We start from the raw sequence: 20,898 nt of genomic DNA, 5'->3' as shown, positions 1-20,898 counted from the left end.
ACTTCAGACTATGCAAACAACAAGGCAACAAATTCTATGCAATATTTTGTATAGAAAGAAAAGACATAGACAAAAAAGAAATAAACAAATGGATAGCAATAGACCAAAATCATAAAAACTTCTTTGTAGCCATAGATAATACTGGAGTAAGTTATGAATTTGAAAAACTACCACAAATAAAATATTGGGATAAGGTAATAGATGAAATAAAATCAAAAAGAGACTTATGCAGCAGAAAATCAAAACTAATAGAAACAGAAACAGGAAAAAGCTATTACCTACCAAGCAAAAGATGGACAAAGCTAAACAATGCATTAGACAATGCTTACCACAAGAGACGAGAACAAATAAAGTCAAGTTGTTATAGCATTGCTAATTGGGTAGCAAAAAACTATGATTATGTAGCAATAGGAGACTATACTCCTAGTCTTAATACTGCAACTTATGATAATATGCATAGAAGCATGCTAAATCAAGAAATAATAGGAGAATTTAGAAACATACTAAAATGGGTAATGGAAAGAAGCGGTAAACACTATTCAAAAGTAGACGAAAAAGATACAACTAAAACTTGTTGTATATGTGGAAATAAAGAAAAGAAAGATTCACAGATAAGAGAATTTACATGTCAAAAATGTAAAACTAAATTATCAAGAGATATAAACAGCAGTGTTAATATAGCTAAAAAAGATAAATTATTGTCTGGTTCGGACTATGTTGATTGGGATTTATACAACTCAACATATACAGCTAAATGGAATTTTAAAAAAAGCAAAATTCTATTTACTGGCCATACGTTAGAGAAATCTAATATATGGATGAATTAAATCGAGAAGGTGATAATTCTTGAGCAAAATCTATTTGTATAAATATATTTTGATATATTTGAGTAGGTTTTGTAGAACGGTTTTAATATACTTTTTTATGAAGTGATATTATCAACAGTAATGAAGACTAAAATGTGAATTGTGAGGTATTATATTAAGTACTGCTTACTTTAGGCTCATTATTAGTTTTTAATGGGCTTTTAAGCTATGTAGCTGATCCTACTAATAGATTAGTAAGTGCTAATATTGAAATTCAACGTAGGGCAAGGTGGTAGTAGATTTAAGTTTGATGATGAAGGTGAGTATGAAACATCAAGTATAAACAGGGAAAAAAAAGATATCTTTACTTTTCGATATTTTAATGGTACAATTTCTATTAAATAGCAATATATATTTTTATAATAATAATTATTTAAAAAGGCGGTGATAGAAATGGAGAAAACCGACTATAGTTGGTGGGATATAATAAAAATCCCTTTCAGGTATGCTCCTTCATATTCGGCTTCAATTGCGCTCGAAAAAATTTTAAGCGGTTTAGTTCCCACTTTACAGGTAATAGTAACAGCTAAATTTTTGGATACTGCCATAGCTGTGGTTTCTGGCGATATGAATTATAGCGAGATATTTTTGCCTTTGATTTCAGTAGTTTTGCTTATAGTCTATTCTTGGGTATCGGAAGAACTTGTAAAGCTAATAAATGTGAAGTTACAAATGAGGCTCAGAGAAAAATTTAGGGTTACCATTACTGAAAAAAGGGCAAAACTGAAGTATAAACATGTAGAGAACAAAGACACCTGGGATTTGATTTCAAGGGTGTCGAAGGAACCTGAGATTCAATGCAAAAATGCTTACAACAATTTTTTGGAATTGATAGCTTTATTCATAAGAGTCATAGGATTGTTAGTCGTATTGGTTGCTTATGTTTGGTGGGCAGCATTAATTATATCTGGAATTTTATTTTCTTTATTTATGGTATCCTTGAGAAGCGGAGAAGATATGTATGAAGCAAACAGGGAAGTATCCAAGTACAGAAGAAGATTCGAGTATTTGGGAGAAGTCTTAACGGGAAGAGAAAGTGTGGAAGAAAGAACTCTTTTCGGATATACGGATGAGGTTAACAAAAAATGGGAAGAACAGTATGAAACAGCAAGAAAAATTGAATATAATACGGATAAGATGGTTTATAAGAGGACAATGGGAAGAAGTATATTCACTATATTTGTTTCCGTGATAATAATTATAATTTTAATAAGACCCGTATATAGAGGGCTGTTAAGCACAGGAATTTTTATATCAATTTCTACAGGAGTTATTGAGCTTACACAATTGATGTCTTGGCAGTTTACTTTTTATGTAACACAATTTTCTAAGGACAAGGAGTATTTGAAAGATCTAGATATTTTCATGAAGCTGAATGAAACAAAAGGTGCTTTGGATCTGCCTTCAACTGAAAATATAAAGTTTAATTCACTTGAATTTAGAAATGTATCCTTTAAATATCCGGGTACCGACAATTATATACTGAGAAATATTTCTTTTATTATAAGAAAGGGACTTCATTATGCTTTTGTGGGAGTTAACGGAGCAGGAAAAACTACTATAACAAAACTTGTGACGGGGCTGTATGATGAATTTGAAGGGGATATATTAATAAACGGAAAGAATATTAAAGAATATAGACAGAGCGAACTAAAATCCCTGTGCTCAGTGGTATATCAGGATTTTGCCAAGTACTTTATTTCGTTGAAAGATAATATCGCCATAGGAAATATCAACAGTATGAATCAAAAAGGTTCAGAAAACGATATCAAAGATTCCATGAAGATAATGGGGTTGGAAGAAGTAGCGGAAAAGCTGCCCAAAGGATGGGATACTCCTCTCGGCAAGATTAAGAGTGGCGGTTTGGATCTATCTGGAGGTCAGTGGCAGAGAGTAGGCATGGCAAGAGCAATTGTAGGCAATGCTCCGATCAAAATATTGGATGAACCTACGGCAGCCCTTGATCCCATAAGCGAAAGCCATATTTATGAAGAATTTGAACAGATAAGCAGAGGTGGGACCACAATTTTTATAAGTCACAGGCTGGGTTCAACTAAACTCGCCGATGAAATTTTCGTGATTGATCACGGGTCTGTTGCAGAGAGCGGTTCTCACAGTGAACTGATGAAGCTTGATGGAATTTATGCAAATATGTATGAGAGCCAAAGGAGTTGGTATCTATGATAGATGACAAAAATAAAAATGACATTTCTTTTTTTGAAATATTACATAAGATTGTTCCAATGGCCTTTAAAGCTTGCCCCATTTATGTTATTGTAAGTACTGGAGCTGGGATTCTCCACGGCTTGTCTCATGGATTTAGCGTATACATGACTCAAAAGTTTTTTGATTCCGTTGCTGATTTCATAAAAGTGACCGGTGGATTTAGGAAAATAATATTAATGGCGGCAGCCTTAGCAGCGGCATTAATATTATGCCGGATATTAAACGGTATTGATAATTTTATGTATAACAACAAAGAAAACTTGATTATAGGATATATGGGAAAAAGGATAAACGAAAAGGCTGGAAAATTGGATCCCATAGTTTTTGACGACACAAAATACTTAGACGATATAAAAAAGGCTCAAGAAGGGGCGGCGAGCAGTGTGGAATTGCTATCTGGATTGACAAGTATCTTTACGGTTTATCTGTTTTATTTTTTATTTATGGTTGTGTATCTTTACAGACTAAGGCCTATTCTTGCAGTATCCATAATATTAATATTTATCCCCACTGTTTTTAATCAGATAATGAGAGTAAAGACTTTCAGTGAACTTGCCGATGAATCCGTACCTATAAGGAGAGAGTATGAATACTACGAAAGATGTATGGGAGACAGGGAATATTATAAAGAAACAAGGCTTCTCGGAGCTTTCGGATATTTTAAAGATTTGTATCTATCGTCGTTGAAGATGCTTAACAAAAAAATATGGAAGGCTCAAAAAAAGTCAATTCTTATGGAACTTTCCATGAAGATGATAACCCTCTTAGGATATATGGGAGTTTTGTATTTGCTTTTTGATAGCCTTTTAAAAGGAGATATATCGGTAGGGGCTTTCGGAGCTGTATTTTCATCTATGGGATTTATGATATTTGTAATGGAAGAAATGATATATAGTCATATAGGAATCATTACACAGGACATGGGAACGGTAAAAAACCTTATAAGATTTTTTGAAATACCTGAAAGAACAGGAAAGGATATAATTGTTGATAAAGTTCCCGATATATCGGTAAAAAATGTTTCCTTTAGCTATCCGGGAACAAAAAGTTCTTCTCTGTCCGACGTAAATTTGAAAGTTAAATCTGGAGAAACAATTGCCATAGTGGGAGAAAACGGAGCAGGTAAAACTACGCTGGTTAAACTTATGCTGGGAATATACACTCCTACAGAAGGAAAGGTATTCATCGGAGGAGTCAATACTTCAGAAGCTTCCTTTGAAACCCTTTATGGAAATACCTCGGCGGTGTTTCAAAAATATCAGAAATATCAAATGACACTTAAAGAAAATATCTCCATAAGTTCGTTAGAGAATGGCTCTCAGAAAAGTTATGAGGCTGAACAGAAAGCATTAAAAGAAGCGGCATTGAAAGCTGATTTGGAAGTCAATGAGGAGAAGTTTCCCAAAGGGTATGAAACGATGCTTTCCCGTGAATTTGACGGGGTGGATTTGTCGGGAGGCCAGTGGCAGAGGATAGCAATAGCAAGAGGATTTTACAGAATTCACAATATGATAGTTCTTGATGAACCTACAGCAGCAATAGATCCCGTAGAAGAGACGAAAATATACCGAAAATTTGCAGAGATGTCCGAAGGAAATACCGCAATCATAGTAACTCATAGATTAGGTTCTGCAAAGATAGCAGACAGAATAGTTGTCATGGATAAAGGACGAATAGTTGAAATAGGAAATCATGAAGAACTGATAAATAAAAAGGGCAAATATGCCGAAATGTTTCAAGCCCAAAGTAAGTGGTATGTAAAGGAAGAAAATTTGGTGCATGCATAATTTCACAAGAAATTTGAAAGACAAAATTTCTGCTGGATGTTCAGAGTCAAATTATTTTATGTTTATAGAGAATGCAGTTTTATTTTAATGAAAACAATTATAAAATATATGAACAAATTGAAAAAAGATTATACTAATGTGTAGAGTATAAAAAATAGTAGCTTTATCAGCTACTATTTTTTAATGAAACTTTCATAATCTTTATTTTTATCTTAAATTTTTTGCTCTTTCTCTAATAGCTATTTCTTCACTACTTTTTGCTTCATCCATAGTGATATTGTGGGGAGTAGTTTTGCCATTTTCATCTACGAATACAAAAGTTACAAATCCATCTGAAACAATACGTTCTGAATTGTTTTTTGTGATTTTGCCATATACTGTAAAACTAGTTCTTCCAGCTTTAGCAACTGAAGTTTCCATGTTTATGATGTCTCCTTTGTTTCCAGGCTGGGTGAAAGTGAGACCGTGTATATTGACGCAGACCACATTTTGAGGTTTTTCTGTGACTTTTGCTGCACAAATAAAGCAAGCTTCTACAAACCATTCAGCCATTCTGCCAGCAAATAATGTACCATGATGATTTAAATCTTCAGATTTAACTAAATGTGCTACGTTTATCTTTTCCATAAATAAAACCCCCTTATCTGTCAAGTAAAAATATTCTAACACTTAAATAATTATTTTTCTACATAAGTTTGACAAGTTAGTGTATCAAATTTTTTATTTTCACAGATGAAACTTTGTTATAATATAATTGTGGTAAAGAAGATGTATAAAGAAAATAGCATAAATAAACAAGATGATAGGAGGAAGAAAAATGAACTATGATTTTGATGAAGTTATAGACAGAAGAGGCACCAATAGTTCGAAATGGGACGACTGCAAGGATGTATTTGGTAGAGATGATATAGTCCCCATGTGGGTTGCCGATACGGATTTTAAGGCTCCCATAGAAGTTATAGAAGCTATGAGAAAGAGACTTGAACATGGCATATATGGCTATACATACAGAGGACAATCCTACAATGAAACTGTAGTAGATTGGGTTAAAAAAAGGCATGGATGGGATATAGATAGTGAATGGATAACATTTAGTCCTGGTATTGTACCTGCCTTGAGCATGTGTGTTAATACATTTACACGTCCTGGAGATAAAGTGGTCATACAATCTCCAATTTATCCTCCATTTCAATCAGTAGTAGAAGCTAATGGCAGAATCAAGGTAGACAATGAACTTATTTTAAAAGACAATCATTATCATATGGATTTGGACAAGTTGAGAGAGCAAATATGCATACAAGATAGTGGTGAATTTGACAATAGGGTGAAAATGTTTTTATTGTGTAATCCTCACAACCCAACAGGTAGATCTTGGAGCAAAGAAGAGTTGTTGGAATTAGGCAGAATATGTGTAGAAAACAATATACTTATTGTTTCTGATGAAATACATTCTGATATTATATATAGTGGACATAAGCATATTCCAATAGCTTCATTGTCAGAAGAATTGGCCCAGTGCACAGTAACTTGTATTTCTCCAAGTAAGACTTTCAGCCTTGCAGGACTCTCTACCTCAGCTATTATCATACCTAATAAAAGAATTAGAAGTATGTTTAACAATACACTGGAGACTTTACATATAGATGGTGGAAATATATTTGGAAGTATTGCCTTGGAAGTAGCCTATAGAAATGGTGAAGAATGGCTGGAAGAACTTTTGGTGTATCTTGAAGATAATTTAAATTTTCTCATGAAATATTTTGAAGAAAAAATACCCCAAATTGTGCCAATTAGGCCTGAAGCTACCTATCTTGTATGGCTTGATTGTAGTGGATTGGGTTTAGAAGGGGAGCAACTCATGGACTTTTTTGCGAATGAAGCTAAAGTTGGAGTCAATTTAGGATCTAATTTTTCTAGAAGATGTGGAAGTTTTGTACGATTAAATATAGGATGTCCTCGCTCAACTCTTAAGGAAGGGCTAAAGAGAATAGAAGAAGCAGTGAATAGATTATAATAAATAAACACTCCTTAAACTCATAGTTTGAGGAGTGTTTTAAATTATGAAACTCTTTTATTTTCCCAAGTTCCTCTTTTATAGGCGATAAATACTATTAACATTTCCATAGCATCTGCAACTAAAAAACTAATCCATACGTATATTACTGATAGATGGAATACTTTTGTGGCTAAGAAAATGAGTGGTACTTGTACTCCCCATCTAGATACCAAACTAGACAATAAAAAAGGAGTATTGTGACCTGAACCAGCGAAAACTGAACCCAGTCCCATAGCAGCTCCACCAAAGGCTAATGCAGGTATCATTATTTGAATCATAGATTTTCCAACTTCTATTACATTTACATCATCTATGAATATTTTCATCAATTGTTTAGGAAATATAATAGCTATGATTGAAAGAATACCCATCATGACGAAGTTAAACAGTGCAGAAAACTTTGCTGTATCTTTGGCCCTTTTTATATCATTTGCACCTAAACATTGACCTACAATGGTACTGCTTCCCATGACTATTCCCATTATGGGCATAAATGCAAAGTTAAATAATCTTCCGCCAATTCCCATGGCAGCCACTGTATTGGTTCCATATAGGGAAACAAATTTTAGTGTAAATATACTTGCCAAGTTTCTAGAAAGAATTTCTATACCAGAAGGCAATCCTATAGTCAGTAGTTTCTTATCTATTTCCCAATCCAAGCTAAATAGGCCTTTAATAGAAATTTTAACTTTTTTATCTCCTTTAAGAAGCATTCCAAATCCTATGCTGAAAGCTACTACTGTTGAAATAACTGTAGCCAATGCTGCTCCAAATACACCTAAATTAAGTCCTGGTATATTGGTTCCAGGAAAGTATTCAAACATAAACAAGGGGTCCAAAATTATATTTGTAATGGCAGCTGCTATCATTATGTACATAGGGCTTTTAGCATCTCCTAAGCATCTCAAAGCCGTATTTACAGAATAAGAAGAAAACATTATAGGTAAAAAGAATATCCTTATATATCCATAATCAAGTGCAGCTTGTACAACTTCTTTTTCACTTGTGAAAAATCCCAAAAGAGGTTCTAAGAAAAAAGCCATAAATACTGCTGCTATGATTGCGACAAGTGCTTTAAAAGTAAGGGTTTGTTCAACAACCTTTCTTGTCTTTTCTGTATTTCCCATGCCATAGTTTTGGGATATGAGAGAAATAGAACTGGTGCCTATTATTTCATTTAATACTTCTACCATCCAGAATACTGTAGAAAAAATTGTCACTCCGGCGACAGCAGAAGCTGATATTCTACCTATCCATATCATATCTACTATATCATATACTGCTTGAAGGAAAAATCCCAGCATAGTAGGGATAGACATTTTGAGGAGATTTTTTCGAAGATCTCCTGTAAGAAGTTCATTGTCTAATTGTTCATTCATATTATCATCTCCTACAAATTGTTTAGTGTCTCTAAATATATAATATATACTAGTTCATTTTATAATGTATGTCAATTGGAAACTTCAAAATTTTAAACTTATTTAAATTTTTAGAAAATTTTATAAAAATCTATTGAAGTACGAAGAACTATGTAGTACAATGAAAGTACATAAAAATGTACATTGAAAAAGGAACGGGGGTTTTGGTATTGAAAATAAAGAATAAAATTTTAACTAAAATAAAACAAAATGAAAAACTATCCCGATACAACATTGAAGTTGAAGTCAATGAAGACAAGGTGGTTTTTCTTAAAGGTGAGGTAGATAGTTGGGATCAGGTTGTTGAAATTGGACATATTGCTGGAAAGACCAAAGGAGTATATGGAGTTGTCAATGATATAGGGGTCAAGGGTGCGAATGTACTTAAAAAGGATAAAAAGAAGCTTATAGAAAAAGGGAGAAAGATAGGAGTTGTAGATGAATCAGATGTCATCATAATAGGCGGTGGAGTGACTGGATGTGGCATTGCAAGAGAACTTTCTAAATATAAATTGAATATTGTTTTGCTTGAAAAACATGAAGATGTGGCTGAAGGAGCTTCAAAGGCCAACAATGGTATGATTCATCCTGGGAATGCTGCTTATCCAGGAACACTTAAGGCAAAGTTAAATGTAAAGGGCAATGCAATGTATACTAAATGGGCGGAAGAATTGGGATTTGAATTTAAGAGGACAGGTTCTATAATACTTGCCAACAGCAAAGAAGATATGAAAATTGTAAGACTTGCAAGTATAGCAGGAAAATTAAACAGAGTTCCCCATATGAAAAAGCTTAAGGGCGAAGAAGTAATGAAAATGGAGCCAAATATAAAGAAAAAGCCTCTTATGGGATTATATACTCCTACTACTGCTTATGTAGATGGATTTGGAGTTGTCATTGCGTTGGCGGAAAATGCGGCTACCAATGGAGTGAAATTTCATCTTAATACAGAAGTCGTAGATGTAATGACGGATAATGGAAAAGTCGCAGGTGTCATTACAGATAAAGGTATTTTTAAGGGAAAATATGTGATAAACTGTGCTGGAATTTATGCAGATGATATTGCTGAAATGGCAGGAGATAAATTTTTCACTCTGCATCCAAGAAGGGGTACTATATTGATATTTGATAAAAATAAAGCTGGGGTTACACGTTCTTCAGGACTTGTAAACAGTAAGAGAAATAAAGAGTCAAAGGGTGGTGGGCCACAACAAACTCCTGAAGGGAATCAATTGTGGGGACCTTCTGCTACTGAAATAATGGATAAGGAAGATTTGACTGTGACAAAGGTTGAATTTGACTATGCTTTTGAATCTGGTGCGAGAGTTGAGGAACATATAAGTAGAAGAGATGTGATCACATATTTTAGCGGGATACGTCCTGCAGACTATAAGGAAGATTTCATCATAGGTATGTCAAAGAAAGTAAAGGGATTTATAAATGTTGCCGGAATTCAATCCCCAGGCCTTGCATCAGCTCCAGCAATTGCAGAGATGGTGGAAAACATAGTTCTAAAAGATGCAGGAGGAATTGAAAAGAATCCAGATTATAATCCTATTAGAAAACCACCTGTACAATTTAGAAAATTGTCTTTTGGAGAACAAGACAAATTGATTAAAGAAAATCCATTGTATGGGCATGTAGTTTGCCGTTGTGAAACTATTACAGAAGCAGAAATTGTTGAGGCTATTCATTCACCAATTCCTGCCACAACTGTAGATGCAATAAAGCGTCGTACTCGTGCGAGTATGGGACGTTGTCAGGGTGGATTCTGTGGGCCAAAGATTGTCAAAATATTAGCTCGTGAATTGGGCGTGGATGTTACTGAAATCACACAAAAAGGCAAGGGCTCATATATCATTGAAAGTAAATCACGATAATGGAGGGAAAAATATGAAGACTATTCATAGAGACGTAGTAGTGATTGGGGGAGGACCAGCCGGCCTTGCAGCAGCTTTGGAGGCAAAAAGACAGGGAATAGAAAATGTGATGATACTTGAAAGAAATGATGAACTTGGCGGTATATTAGAACAGTGTATTCACGATGGATTTGGCCTTCACAGATTTAAAAGGCAGATGTCTGGACCTCAATATGCACAACATTTTATAGATGAAATAGAAAAGACTGATATAGATGTAAAACTAAATACTATGGTACTTGATATATCTGAGGACAAAATTATTCATGCTGTAAATAAAGAAGATGGTGTCATAAAAGTAGAAACAAAGGCAATTATTTTAGCTATGGGTTGCCGAGAAAGGACAAAAAATCAAGTATTTATTTGGGGAACTCGCCCATCAGGAGTGCTTACGGCTGGTGCAGTACAAAGATACATGAATGTAGAAGGCTTACTTCCTGGGAAAAAGGCAGTCATATTGGGTTCAGGAGATATAGGCCTTATAATGGCAAGGAGAATGACTTGGGAAGGAATAGAGGTGGAAGGTGTATATGAAGTCATGGCAAATCCAGGAGGACTAAATAGAAATATAGCTCAGTGTTTGAATGATTACAATATTCCATTGCATCTATCTACAACAGTAGTTGAGATACATGGAAATGAAAGGATTGAAGGAGTAACTGTTGCACAAGTTGATAAAAATTTAGAGCCTATAAAGGGGACAGAAAGATATATTGATTGCGATTTATTGGTCCTTTCTGTGGGACTTATACCTGAAAATGAATTGAGTAGAAAAGCAAATGTAAAGATTTCTCAAGTGACCAAAGGCCCTGAATTGGATAGCTATATGATGACAAATATACCTGGAATATTTGCAGCTGGCAATGTGGTGGCAGTATTTGACCTTGTTGATTATGTATCTGAAACTGGTGAATTGGCTGCCAGAGGAGCTTTAAATTATATAAAAGGGAAAAAAGCAAGTGAAATGCCTATTGAAATAACAGCTGGAGAAAATATTTCGTTGGTAGTGCCTTCAAAATTAAATTTGGAGGATTTAGAGGAAAAGGTATCCCTATATATGAGAACTAAAAAGGTCATTCCAAAATGTACTGTGAATGTATATTTAAACAAGGTGCTTATCTATAGTGAAAAACGTAGAATAGTTAGACCGGCAGAAATGGTAGTGGTGAAATTTGATAGTGAAAAGTTTAAAGACTATGAAAATAAGGGTCAAATTGTTGTAGAAATTGTAGAGGAGGGGAAATAGACATGGAAACAAAAAATTATACATGTATTGTTTGCCCTTTGAGTTGTCAAATAGCTCTTTCTATTGATAATGATGAAATAATCCAAGTGACAGGAAATACTTGCAGACGTGGTGAGGAATTTGCAAGGAATGAATACAAAAATCCAGTGCGTACATTGACAACTGTTGTTAGTCTCCAAAATTCAGAGTATCGTTGTCTTCCTGTCATAAGTGATGGAAGTATATCCAAGGACAAACTCATGGAATGTTTAGAATTTCTAAAAAATATCAAGGTGAGTGCACCAGTTTCAGGGGGGGATGTTATTGTTGAAGATATTTTATCAACAGGGGTAAATATCATTGCCGCCAAGACAATTAAATAAATAGATGAAAGGGGACAGAAAAATGATAAAAGAAAATTTAATTAGTGAAATTAAGTCAATAGTTGGTGAGTCTCAAGTATTGACTGATGAATCAACACTCTCACAAAAATCAGTAGATTTATATGCATTGCGTCTTTTGCAAAAACATTATGGTTGGAAACCAACATTGCCAGTTTGTGTGGTTAGACCAAAATCAACAGAGGAAATTTCAAAGCTCTTAAAATACTTAAATGAAAACAATATTCCAACAATTCCCTATGGTGGAGGCTCTGGAGTACTTGGTGGAGCAGAGACAAGAGAAGAAGGAACTGTTGTCATAGATGTAAGTGAAATAAATGAAATAGTTGAATTGAATGAAAAAGATATGACTGTTACTGTTCAAGGGGGAGTATTTTTAAAAGACCTTGAGGCATGGTTAAATGAAAGGGGATATATAACTGGACATTATCCTCAATCTATAGATTTGGCACAAGTAGGAGGATTGGCAGCTACTAGATCTATTGGTCAATTTTCAACTAAATATGGCGGTGCTGAAGATTTGGTTTTGGGAATGGAAGGTGTTCTTGCAGATGGTGAAATAGTTAGAATAAAGGCTGTCCCAAGACGTTCTGTAGGCCCTGACCTTCGCCAGTTATGGATTGGTTCTGAAGGAATGGCTGGAATCATAACGGAACTTACAGTTAAGGTATTTCCAAAGCCAGAGAAACGATGGCTACAAGCTTATGCTGTAGCTGAAATGAAAGATGGACTTGAAATAATCAGAAAGGTAATGCAAAAAGGGTATAAACCAGCTGTAGTTCGTCTACATGATTGGTTGGAATCAGAAAAACCTTATGGTGCATTTTTAAATGAAGGAGAAAGTATTCTATTGTTTTTATGTGAAGGAAATGAAGCCATATGCGATGTTGAAGGAAAGGGTATTGAGGCCATTGCTACTGCTGGTGGTGGAAGGCCTTTGGGAGAAAAGCCTGTAGAAATATGGTATGAACACAAAAACGATGCAGCTGATGAATATGAAAAGTATGGTTTGATGGGAGCATTGGTAGATACAATTGAAATATCAGCTACTTGGTCAAATATTGCTGATATATATGAAGAAACTTGTGATCGTGTCTTTTATGAAGTAGATGAAGCAGTTTATTTTTCTGGACATTCATCTCACAGTTATGTAAATGGAACAAATATTTATTTCCAAATGGGAGCACTTCCAAAAAAAGATGTAAAAGAAGTGGAACGAGTATATTATCAAATGTGGTCAATTGTCATGGAAACTACATTGAAATATGGAGGAACTATAGGGCATCATCATGGAGTTGGAAAACATCGTACAAAATGGCTTAAAGAAGAACTTGGTTCATCCTATGTGATGATGGAAAAAATAAAAGCCGCATTTGATTCTAATGGCATTATGAATCCGGGAGTTATTATTGAAAAGAAATAATGCAGGTGATAATTAAATGGAATTTGTAGTATGTATAAAGCAAGTACCAAGTTCAGATAAAATAGATATAAATCCTGAAACAGGTTCTCTAGTGAGAGAGAGTACAGGAGCTAAAACCAATCCCTATGATTTAAGTGCAATTGAAGCTTGTCTTCAAGTACGAGAAAAAGTGGGGGGAAAAATTCATGCTATATCTATGGGTCCAAAACAGGCAAAGACTGCTTTGAGGGAAGCTCTAGCACTTTCGGTTGATGAAGTTTTCCTCATTTCCGACTCATGCTTTGCTGGTTCAGATGTATTGACTACTTCTTACACATTGGCTCAAGCTATAAAAACAATAGCTAAACCAGATATTATATTTTGTGGAAAGCAATCAACAGACGGAGATACATGTCAGGTAAGCCCTGAATTGGCTGAATTTCTTGGGATTCCTCATGCACTATATGTAGTTGAAATAAATGATATCAATGATGAATATATTGTAGTTACTTGTGATATGGGTTCCTATAGAGAAACAGTTAAAATGAATTTTCCATGTTTGATTTCTGTAGAAAAGGATTCTTTTATACCACGATTTTCTTCTTTAAGAAACAAAATTGAGGCTCAAAAAAAACCAATAAATACAATTGAGCTGAAAGATTTAGAAGATAAAGACAAGAACAATTATGGCTATTGTGGATCTCCCACCAAGGTCAGTAAAATATATGTACCTGAAATAAAAAGAGAAACTACTATTTTAGATGGAGAAACGGATGAAGTAGTGGATAAATTGTTTTTAAAATTAGATGAGTGGGAGGTGCTTTAATTGACTCCTATCATTACAGTATTTATTGAAAATCATAAAAATACTATTGAACCAGTAAGCTACGAACTTTTGGGAAAGGCAAATGAAATTGCAAAAGAAAATAATATGAAGGTTTGTGGAGTATTGGTGGAAAATAGTGAAAATAGTTTAGATTTAGATGAACTAGAGTATTTAGTTGATTATATAGATATTTATAAATACAATGAGAAATTGAATTTAAATGTACTGGATTATAAGGACTCCTTGAAATCCCATATTGAAGAATATAAGCCAATGATTGTACTTGTAGGGGCAACACCCCTTGGAAGGAGTTTTGCTCCAAGGGTTGCAGCATATTTCAAAACTGGTATGACTGCAGATTGTACAGAATTAGATTTTGATGTAGAAAATGGGCTTGTCCAAATAAGACCTGCCTATGGTGGAGATGTAAAAGCAAGGATTATAACTCCAAAACATTGTCCTCAAATGGCAACGGTGAGAGCTGGCATCATGGAAAAATCTTTATGTAGAAAAGAAACTAAAGCTTCCATAAGAGTTTCTCAAGTTGATAGTTTTGATAGAAGAATAGAAGTGATAAAAAGAAAGTCCATAGAAAAATTAGAGGTAAATTTGGAAAAAGCAAATATAGTTGTATTAGCTGGCAATGGAATAAAATATTCTGAGGAATTGGAAATGATAAAAAAACTTGCTTTGTTACTTAAAGGAGAATGGGCAGTGACTCGCCCATTGGTTGAAGGAGGACTTGCAAAACATGATAGACAAGTAGGCGCAAGTGGAAAGACTATAAGGCCAAAATTGGTTCTAGCTTTTGCAGTTTTGGGTACAAACAAGACTTTTTCAGGTATAGAAAAAGCAAAAAAAATAGTGGCGATAAACAATGATGAAAAGGCCCCTATATTTAAGAATGCAGATTTAGGCATATTAGGGGACTGGAAGGTTATTTGTGAGGAAATGATAAATAGATTAAATAATTAGGAGGAATGAAAAATGGCAAAGGATATTATGGAAAATTTAAATTGGGAAGGCAATAGCAAGGCGATGTATGATGCTATAATTGCAGCGATACCAACTCTATATAGAGCAGGCATAAAGAAAAAAATAGGTATATGGATAGAAAAACACAATATTCAAGATGTGACTGAAGATATGGTATTAAAAGTAGTTGATGAAATGGCCCCCGAAGGCTATAAGAAAAAACTTTTATCTGGAATTGAAAATTTAAAGACAAAATAAAGGTAAAAATGTGCAGGGATTTGTATATTTGGGGGGATAGTTGTGGTCGGTACTGAATATGTGATGTCATTAGATATAGGTACTCAAAGTGTTCGTGCAATAGTATTTGATAGATTGGGAAATCAAATTGAAAAGGAGAGAATACTAAATAAACCTTATTATTCTTTGGAACCGGGCTGGGCGGAAGTAGAAGCTAATGAATATTGGTCCAATCTATGTATTGTGCTTAAAAAGCTTATGGAGAAAATGGGGGATGAAAAGTACAGTATAAAGGCTTGTTCTATTACAGCCAATAGGGACAATATAATTCCTCTTGATGAGAACGGAGATTATATAAGGGATTGGATTACATGGATAGATCAAAGAAGGGTACCTGAATTTAAATCCGAGGATATACTTAAATTTTCAAGTAAAGGCAAACTTTTAAGTATATTTGGCAAGAAGACTTTTGAAATGCTAGGGTATCAGTCAAAGTTCAATTGGTTTAAATATCATGAACCAAAAACTTATGAAAAGGCAGATAAGTATTTATCCATTGCTGGACTTATAACTTATAAATTGACTGGTGAATTTAAAGATTCAATTGGAATGCAAGTTGGAGTATTGCCTATAGATCACGAAAAACTTAAATATCATGATTTAGATATAGTATACGATGTGATTGGAGTTAGAAAAGATCAATTGCCTAAACTCTGCAAACCAAATGAAATCATGGGCTATGTGACAAAAGAAGCAAGTAAACTTACACTTCTTCCAGAAGGACTTCCAATTGTGGCAGCTGGAGGAGACAAACAGTGTGAAACTTTAGGAAGTGGATGTTTTAAGGATGGTCAGGCAGTTATAAGTTATGGTACTCTTGCAACTATTGCAATTACATCTAAAAAATATGTGAAGAATAAAAACAATACTTATTATACTTGGCCAAGCTCTATTCCAGATGCTTGGAATCCTGAATTTAATATTTACAGAGGATATTGGCTTATAACTTGGTTTTGTAGGCAGTATGTGGAAGAAAAAGGATTTCCAGATCTTATAGATGAGATGAATGAAAAAGCTAAAGATGTTCCTCCTGGGTCCAATGGATTGTTTGTATATCCATATTGGACTCCTCATCCAGCACTATGTCCTATGGCTAGAGGTGGAATCATTGGATGGACGGATTATCACAAAAAAGAACATCTATATAGGGCAATATTGGAGGGTATTGCCTATGCATTGAGGGATGGACTTGAAATCATTGAGAAGGATACAAAGAGAAAAATAGAAGAGCTATATGTAGTAGGGGGCGGAAGTCAATCAGATGTATCGATGCAGTTGACAGCAGATATATTTAATTTGCCAGTGAAACGATTGAGTACTCATGAAGTATGTGGAGTTGGAGCAGCTATAAATGCTGCTAGGGCTATAAATATGTTCCGTAGTGAAGAGGAAGCAGTTAAGAACATGACAAAAGTGTCTCAAGTATTTACCCCTATTAAAGGAAATGTGGAAGTATATGATGATATATATAAAAATGTATATAAACAGATGTATGCCAATGAGAAAAACGTTTTCAATGTATTGACAAGATACTGTTAAAAAATTACAAAGGCACTTCTGCAATATATCTATGATTATTTTAGAAAAATTTGATAAAATAAATATGATATAATCCATAAAAGATGGTGGAGGGAAGTGTTTTTATTGAATTTAGAATTTAAAATGATGAGTAAAAACGGGATTGTGACGACAAAATTGGCAAGAGAGTTCATGACTATGAAAAAGGGAGATAGAATAGATACGGTTTCAAGTTATGCAAAGAAATTTGAAAGTGCAAGGGGAACAGTTCAAAATGGGCTCAAGTTGCTAGAAGAGGAGAATTGCGTGAAGCTCTTAAAGAGAGGACATTTAGGTACTTTTATCACTTATATTGATTATGAAAAACTGTGGAAATTTACAAACTGGGGTGCACTAGTTGGAGTTTCTCCTCTTCCATATACAAGGAGACATGAAGGAATAGCAACAGCTATTTATTATCAAATGGAAGAAAGACATATTCCTTTCAACTTTGCATATATGCAAGGGGCAGGAAATAGGATAAGGGGACTACTAAATCAGAGATATGATTTTGCAATACTTAGCAAGAAATCTGCAATGAAATATCTAAAAGAATATGGAAATTTGAAAATTGCAATGGAATTTAAACCTTATAGCTATATAAGTGGATATGTATTTCTTTTTTCAGAAGCTATTTATGGAGAAATAGTTGATGGAATGAAATTGGGAATAGATACAAATTCCCCTGACCATGTGGAACTTACGGAAAAAATAGCCGAAGGGAAAACTGTAGAATACATAAATGTACCTTATAGCAGGATGATTCCAAGTATATTGGAAGGTCTTATAGATGGAGCTGTCTACAACAAAGATACTATAAATAAGCCAGAGATCAGGGGGGCTATCTCATACAAGGAAATAGATCTTAAAGGACATGATGCAGGAGAAAAGACTAGAGCAGTTATATTAGTCAACAAAGAGGCTTTTGGAGTAGAAAATTTGATAAAACAGTTGATAGATAGTGATGAAGTAGAACGGATTCAAGAAGAAGTTATATATGAAAAGATAATACCAACTTATTAAAGACATGGAAACATGTCTTTTTTTAGTTTTTGGAAACATGTTTTTTACTTTAATTCAGCAAAGTGCATATAGTTAGTTAAATAAGTTTGTTCACTTTTACATACTCCAATGCGGTAAGATAAAAGAAATAAATAATAAAATTCAGAATTAATTAAATTGTTATTCAAATGAAACTTATACTTTGAAACACATCAAAACATAAAGGAGGAGATAACAATGATTTTAAAACAGGTCATGGAAATGTTTGAATTACTAGATAAACCAAATGCAAATGGCAATGAAGTTGCAAAATATATTAAGGCTCGTGGCAATGAAAATGTAGAAATAAATGTGGAAACAGTTGAAGGTGAACAAGGTAGTACTGATTTTATAAAGATACTTATAAAAGGGAAAAATGGGAAAACTAAAAATGGCACTGCAAAGACATTAGGCATAATTGGCAGATTAGGAGGACTAGGTGCAAGACCAGATATGAATGGATTTGTATCAGATGGAGATGGAGCACTGGCTGCATTGTCAGCAGCTTTAAAATTAGTTGATATGAATGCAAAGGGAGATGTGTTGGAAGGTGATGTAATAGTTGCTACTCATATATGTCCTGATGCCCCAACTTTGGAACACTATCCAGTTTACTTTATGGATTCACCAGTAGATATGGATACTATGAATAGATTGGAAGTTTCACAAGAAATGGATGCAATACTAGCCATAGATACTACTAAAGGTAATGAAGTACTTAACTACAGAGGGTTTTCAATATCACCAACAGTAAAAGATGGATACATTCTTAAGATTAGTGATGATCTTGTAAATATTATGAAAAAAGTGACAGGAAAACTCCCTGTAGTATTCCCCCTTTCACAACAAGATATTACACCCTATGGCAATGATTTATACCATATAAATAGCATTCTTCAACCAAGTACTACAACAAGTTCACCAGTAGTTGGAGTTGCTATAACTACTGAAACTTCTGTAGCAGGTTGTGCTACAGGAGCAACTCAAGCTGTAGATGTGGAAATGGCAGGAAGATTTGCTGTAGAAGTTGCTAAAGAATATGGAATTGAAAAATGCAGCTTCTATGATGAAAAAGAATTTGAGTTGTTACTTAAATTATATGGAGAAAATAAAAGATTTCAGACAAAAGGAAGTATTTAATTTAAATATTAAGGATTTTAGCAAACAGTTGTTTAGGGAAAAACAATAATTTATAAGGAGGAGAAAAATATGAGAAAAAAATTATTGGTACTGTTTTTAGTTTTTGTCATGGTATTGTCATTAGCATTAACTGGTTGTGGCAATAAAGAAACTAAAGATCCATCAACTGGCAGTGAGGATACAACAAATGACAATTCTTCGAACGAACCAAAAGAAGGTGGGACATTAACTGTTGCATTAGCAGCTATACCAAAAACATTAGATCCTGTTAAGTATACTGGAATTTATGAAGGAAACGTTATTCATAGTATAGCTGACAATTTAGTTTATTACAATAAGGACCTAAATGAGATAATTCCTGGATTAGCGACAAATTGGGAAATATCAGATGATCTTAAAACATATAAGTTTACATTAAGAGATGATGTGCATTTTCAAAAAGGTAAATTCCAAGATGGAAGAAAGATGACAGCTGAAGATGTTAAATATAGTCTTGAAAGATCAGCAAAAGAATCTGTCATGAAAAGACTTAGAATGCTTGAATCGGTTGAAATTGTATCTGACACAGAAATTATTTGTCATTTAACGGAGCCAAATGCAGCGTTCCTAACAGTTTTAACAGATGCAGGAAATGTCATAGTTCCCAAAGAAGAAGTTGAAGGCTGGGGAGAAGATTTTGGTACACATCTAGTTGGTACAGGACCATTTGCATTTAAGGAATGGAAAAATAGTGACAGTGTTGTTCTTGAAAGATCAGAGAATTATTGGGGAGAAAAACCATATCTAGATGGTGTTACTTTTAAATTTATAACTGATCAAAATATGATGACAAATGCTTTGAGAACTGGAGAAATTGATGTAGCTACGGATATAACAGGCGAAAGTATGGAAGCTATAAAATCTGATCCAAATTTAGTACTAAATGAAAAACCAGCATTGAAAGTAATATATATGTCAATGAATTTAATGGAAGGGCCTACAAAAGATCCAAAAGTAAGAGAAGCAATCATTTCAGCAATAGATGTAGATGCAATGGTCAAAGGCTTATATCCATGGGGAGAGGCACAAAGAGCATATTTGGCATTACCTCCTGGATCATGGGGATATGATGCATCTTTAGAAGAAAAAGTTCCTAAATATGACCCTGAAAAAGCTAAAAAATTAATGGAGGAAGCTGGATATCCAGATGGTTTCCAAACTGAAATATATGTTGCAGGAACTGATAAAGCAGCAGTCATAATGCAAGACTATTTAAAGAAGAATTTAAATATTGACATGAAGATAAATTTACTTGAATGGGGAACATTTAGTGAAGTAGTTTCAAAGGGAAAAGCTCCTATGTATGCTATGTCATGGACATGGTATCCAGACCCTGACTTTTTCTTATATCAAATGTTCCATAGCAATCAAATTGGTTCGTTAGGAAATGGACAAGGATTTAATGATCCAAAGGTAGATGAATTGTTAGATAAAGCAGTATCAGAAACTGCTGACCAAAATGAAAGAGCAGAATTATATAAAGAAGCTTTAGGTATAGTAACTGAAAACAATGGAAGAATTAATTTTGCAAATGGAAAGATTATAGATGGAACAAACAAGAAAGTGCATGGTTTTGAAAGAAGTGCAGATGGTACTATAGTCATTACAAATCCAGAAATAAATGTATGGAAAGAATAATATATTGAAATTTAAAATTGAAAAACCTTATATAGCAATATATAAGGTTTTTCAATAACATCTAACAAAGAAGGTTGAGGTGAGC

At 34.0% G+C, this 20,898-nt stretch carries 18 protein-coding genes; 16 read left to right on the top strand and 2 right to left on the bottom strand.

The features are described from left to right. The 4 genes from BUA21_RS10450 to BUA21_RS10440 form a co-directional block, all read left to right on the top strand. Positions 1-827, top strand: an 827-nt coding sequence (locus BUA21_RS10450; RefSeq protein ID WP_143147159.1) for an RNA-guided endonuclease InsQ/TnpB family protein, incomplete at its 5' end; no start/stop codon positions are given. Between the two features lie 246 nt (positions 828-1,073). Beyond that, a complete protein-coding gene (locus BUA21_RS14740) occupies positions 1,074-1,211 on the top strand; it encodes a hypothetical protein (protein ID WP_234973707.1) in 138 nt (45 codons plus the stop codon). Between the two features lie 48 nt (positions 1,212-1,259). Then, positions 1,260-3,050, top strand: coding sequence for an ABC transporter ATP-binding protein (locus tag BUA21_RS10445; RefSeq protein ID WP_084604253.1), 1,791 nt, complete (start codon positions 1,260-1,262; stop codon positions 3,048-3,050). Next, positions 3,047-4,879 (top strand): ABC transporter ATP-binding protein, encoded by a 1,833-nt coding sequence (locus BUA21_RS10440; protein ID WP_072744772.1) that lies wholly within the window; start codon positions 3,047-3,049, stop codon positions 4,877-4,879. Before BUA21_RS10445 ends, BUA21_RS10440 begins: the two co-directional genes overlap by 4 nt. Positions 4,880-5,086: 207 nt before the next feature. Here BUA21_RS10440 and BUA21_RS10435 read toward each other — a convergent pair whose 3' ends face one another. Beyond that, on the bottom strand, positions 5,087-5,506 hold the full coding sequence (locus tag BUA21_RS10435) for an acyl-CoA thioesterase (RefSeq protein WP_072744771.1): 420 nt from the start codon (positions 5,504-5,506) through the stop codon (positions 5,087-5,089). A 190-nt stretch (positions 5,507-5,696) separates the two neighbouring features. Here BUA21_RS10435 and BUA21_RS10430 point away from each other — a divergent pair, with 190 nt between their 5' ends. After that, on the top strand, positions 5,697-6,893 hold the full coding sequence (locus BUA21_RS10430) for a MalY/PatB family protein (RefSeq protein WP_072744770.1): 1,197 nt from the start codon (positions 5,697-5,699) through the stop codon (positions 6,891-6,893). Positions 6,894-6,937: 44 nt separating this feature from the next. Here the strand turns inward: BUA21_RS10430 and BUA21_RS10425 are convergent, their stop codons facing one another. Continuing rightward, a complete protein-coding gene (locus BUA21_RS10425) occupies positions 6,938-8,314 on the bottom strand; it encodes an MATE family efflux transporter (protein ID WP_084604252.1) in 1,377 nt (458 codons plus the stop codon). A 209-nt stretch (positions 8,315-8,523) separates the two neighbouring features. Between BUA21_RS10425 and BUA21_RS10420 the strand changes: the two genes are divergently transcribed. The 11 genes from BUA21_RS10420 to BUA21_RS10370 all read left to right on the top strand — a co-directional run bounded on the left by BUA21_RS10420 (position 8,524) and on the right by BUA21_RS10370 (position 20,813). Further along, positions 8,524-10,233 carry an FAD-dependent oxidoreductase gene (locus BUA21_RS10420; protein ID WP_200796543.1) on the top strand — a complete coding sequence of 570 codons (1,710 nt, stop codon included), beginning with the start codon at positions 8,524-8,526 and terminating at the stop codon, positions 10,231-10,233. Positions 10,234-10,246: 13 nt separating this feature from the next. Continuing rightward, complete coding sequence (locus tag BUA21_RS10415) at positions 10,247-11,518, top strand: NAD(P)/FAD-dependent oxidoreductase (protein ID WP_072744769.1); 1,272 nt, start codon at positions 10,247-10,249, stop codon at positions 11,516-11,518. Between the two features lie 2 nt (positions 11,519-11,520). After that, positions 11,521-11,880, top strand: a complete 360-nt coding sequence (locus tag BUA21_RS10410) for a DUF1667 domain-containing protein (protein ID WP_072744768.1) — start codon at positions 11,521-11,523, stop codon at positions 11,878-11,880. A gap of 22 nt (positions 11,881-11,902) precedes the next feature. Next, entirely contained in the window at positions 11,903-13,321 is a 1,419-nt protein-coding gene (locus tag BUA21_RS10405; RefSeq protein WP_072744767.1) for an FAD-binding oxidoreductase, read from the top strand. 16 nt (positions 13,322-13,337) lie between these two features. Then, positions 13,338-14,126: an electron transfer flavoprotein subunit beta/FixA family protein gene (locus BUA21_RS10400; RefSeq protein ID WP_072744766.1), complete on the top strand. Its 789-nt coding sequence runs from the start codon at positions 13,338-13,340 to the stop codon at positions 14,124-14,126. Further along, a complete protein-coding gene (locus BUA21_RS10395) occupies positions 14,127-15,101 on the top strand; it encodes an electron transfer flavoprotein subunit alpha/FixB family protein (RefSeq protein WP_072744765.1) in 975 nt (324 codons plus the stop codon). 12 nt (positions 15,102-15,113) lie between these two features. Continuing rightward, the gene (locus tag BUA21_RS10390; protein ID WP_072744764.1) at positions 15,114-15,359 is read left to right on the top strand and encodes a hypothetical protein; all 246 of its coding nucleotides are present in this window, start codon (positions 15,114-15,116) and stop codon (positions 15,357-15,359) included. A gap of 42 nt (positions 15,360-15,401) precedes the next feature. Continuing rightward, entirely contained in the window at positions 15,402-16,937 is a 1,536-nt protein-coding gene (locus BUA21_RS10385) for an FGGY-family carbohydrate kinase (RefSeq protein WP_084604249.1), read from the top strand. Positions 16,938-17,042: 105 nt separating this feature from the next. Beyond that, a complete protein-coding gene (gene yhfZ / locus BUA21_RS10380) occupies positions 17,043-17,978 on the top strand; it encodes a GntR family transcriptional regulator YhfZ (protein ID WP_159429103.1) in 936 nt (311 codons plus the stop codon). 216 nt (positions 17,979-18,194) lie between these two features. Continuing rightward, positions 18,195-19,136 carry a DUF1177 domain-containing protein gene (locus BUA21_RS10375; protein WP_072744763.1) on the top strand — a complete coding sequence of 314 codons (942 nt, stop codon included), beginning with the start codon at positions 18,195-18,197 and terminating at the stop codon, positions 19,134-19,136. A gap of 69 nt (positions 19,137-19,205) precedes the next feature. Then, entirely contained in the window at positions 19,206-20,813 is a 1,608-nt protein-coding gene (locus BUA21_RS10370) for an ABC transporter substrate-binding protein (RefSeq protein ID WP_072744762.1), read from the top strand. Positions 20,814-20,898: the final 85 nt, after the last annotated feature.

The sequence above is a fragment of the Sporanaerobacter acetigenes DSM 13106 genome (assembly GCF_900130025.1).
Classification (GTDB): Bacteria; Bacillota; Clostridia; order Tissierellales; family Sporanaerobacteraceae; genus Sporanaerobacter; species Sporanaerobacter acetigenes.
Note: the sequence above shows the minus strand (reverse complement) of the source record. Positions and strands in the feature narration are given on the sequence as shown.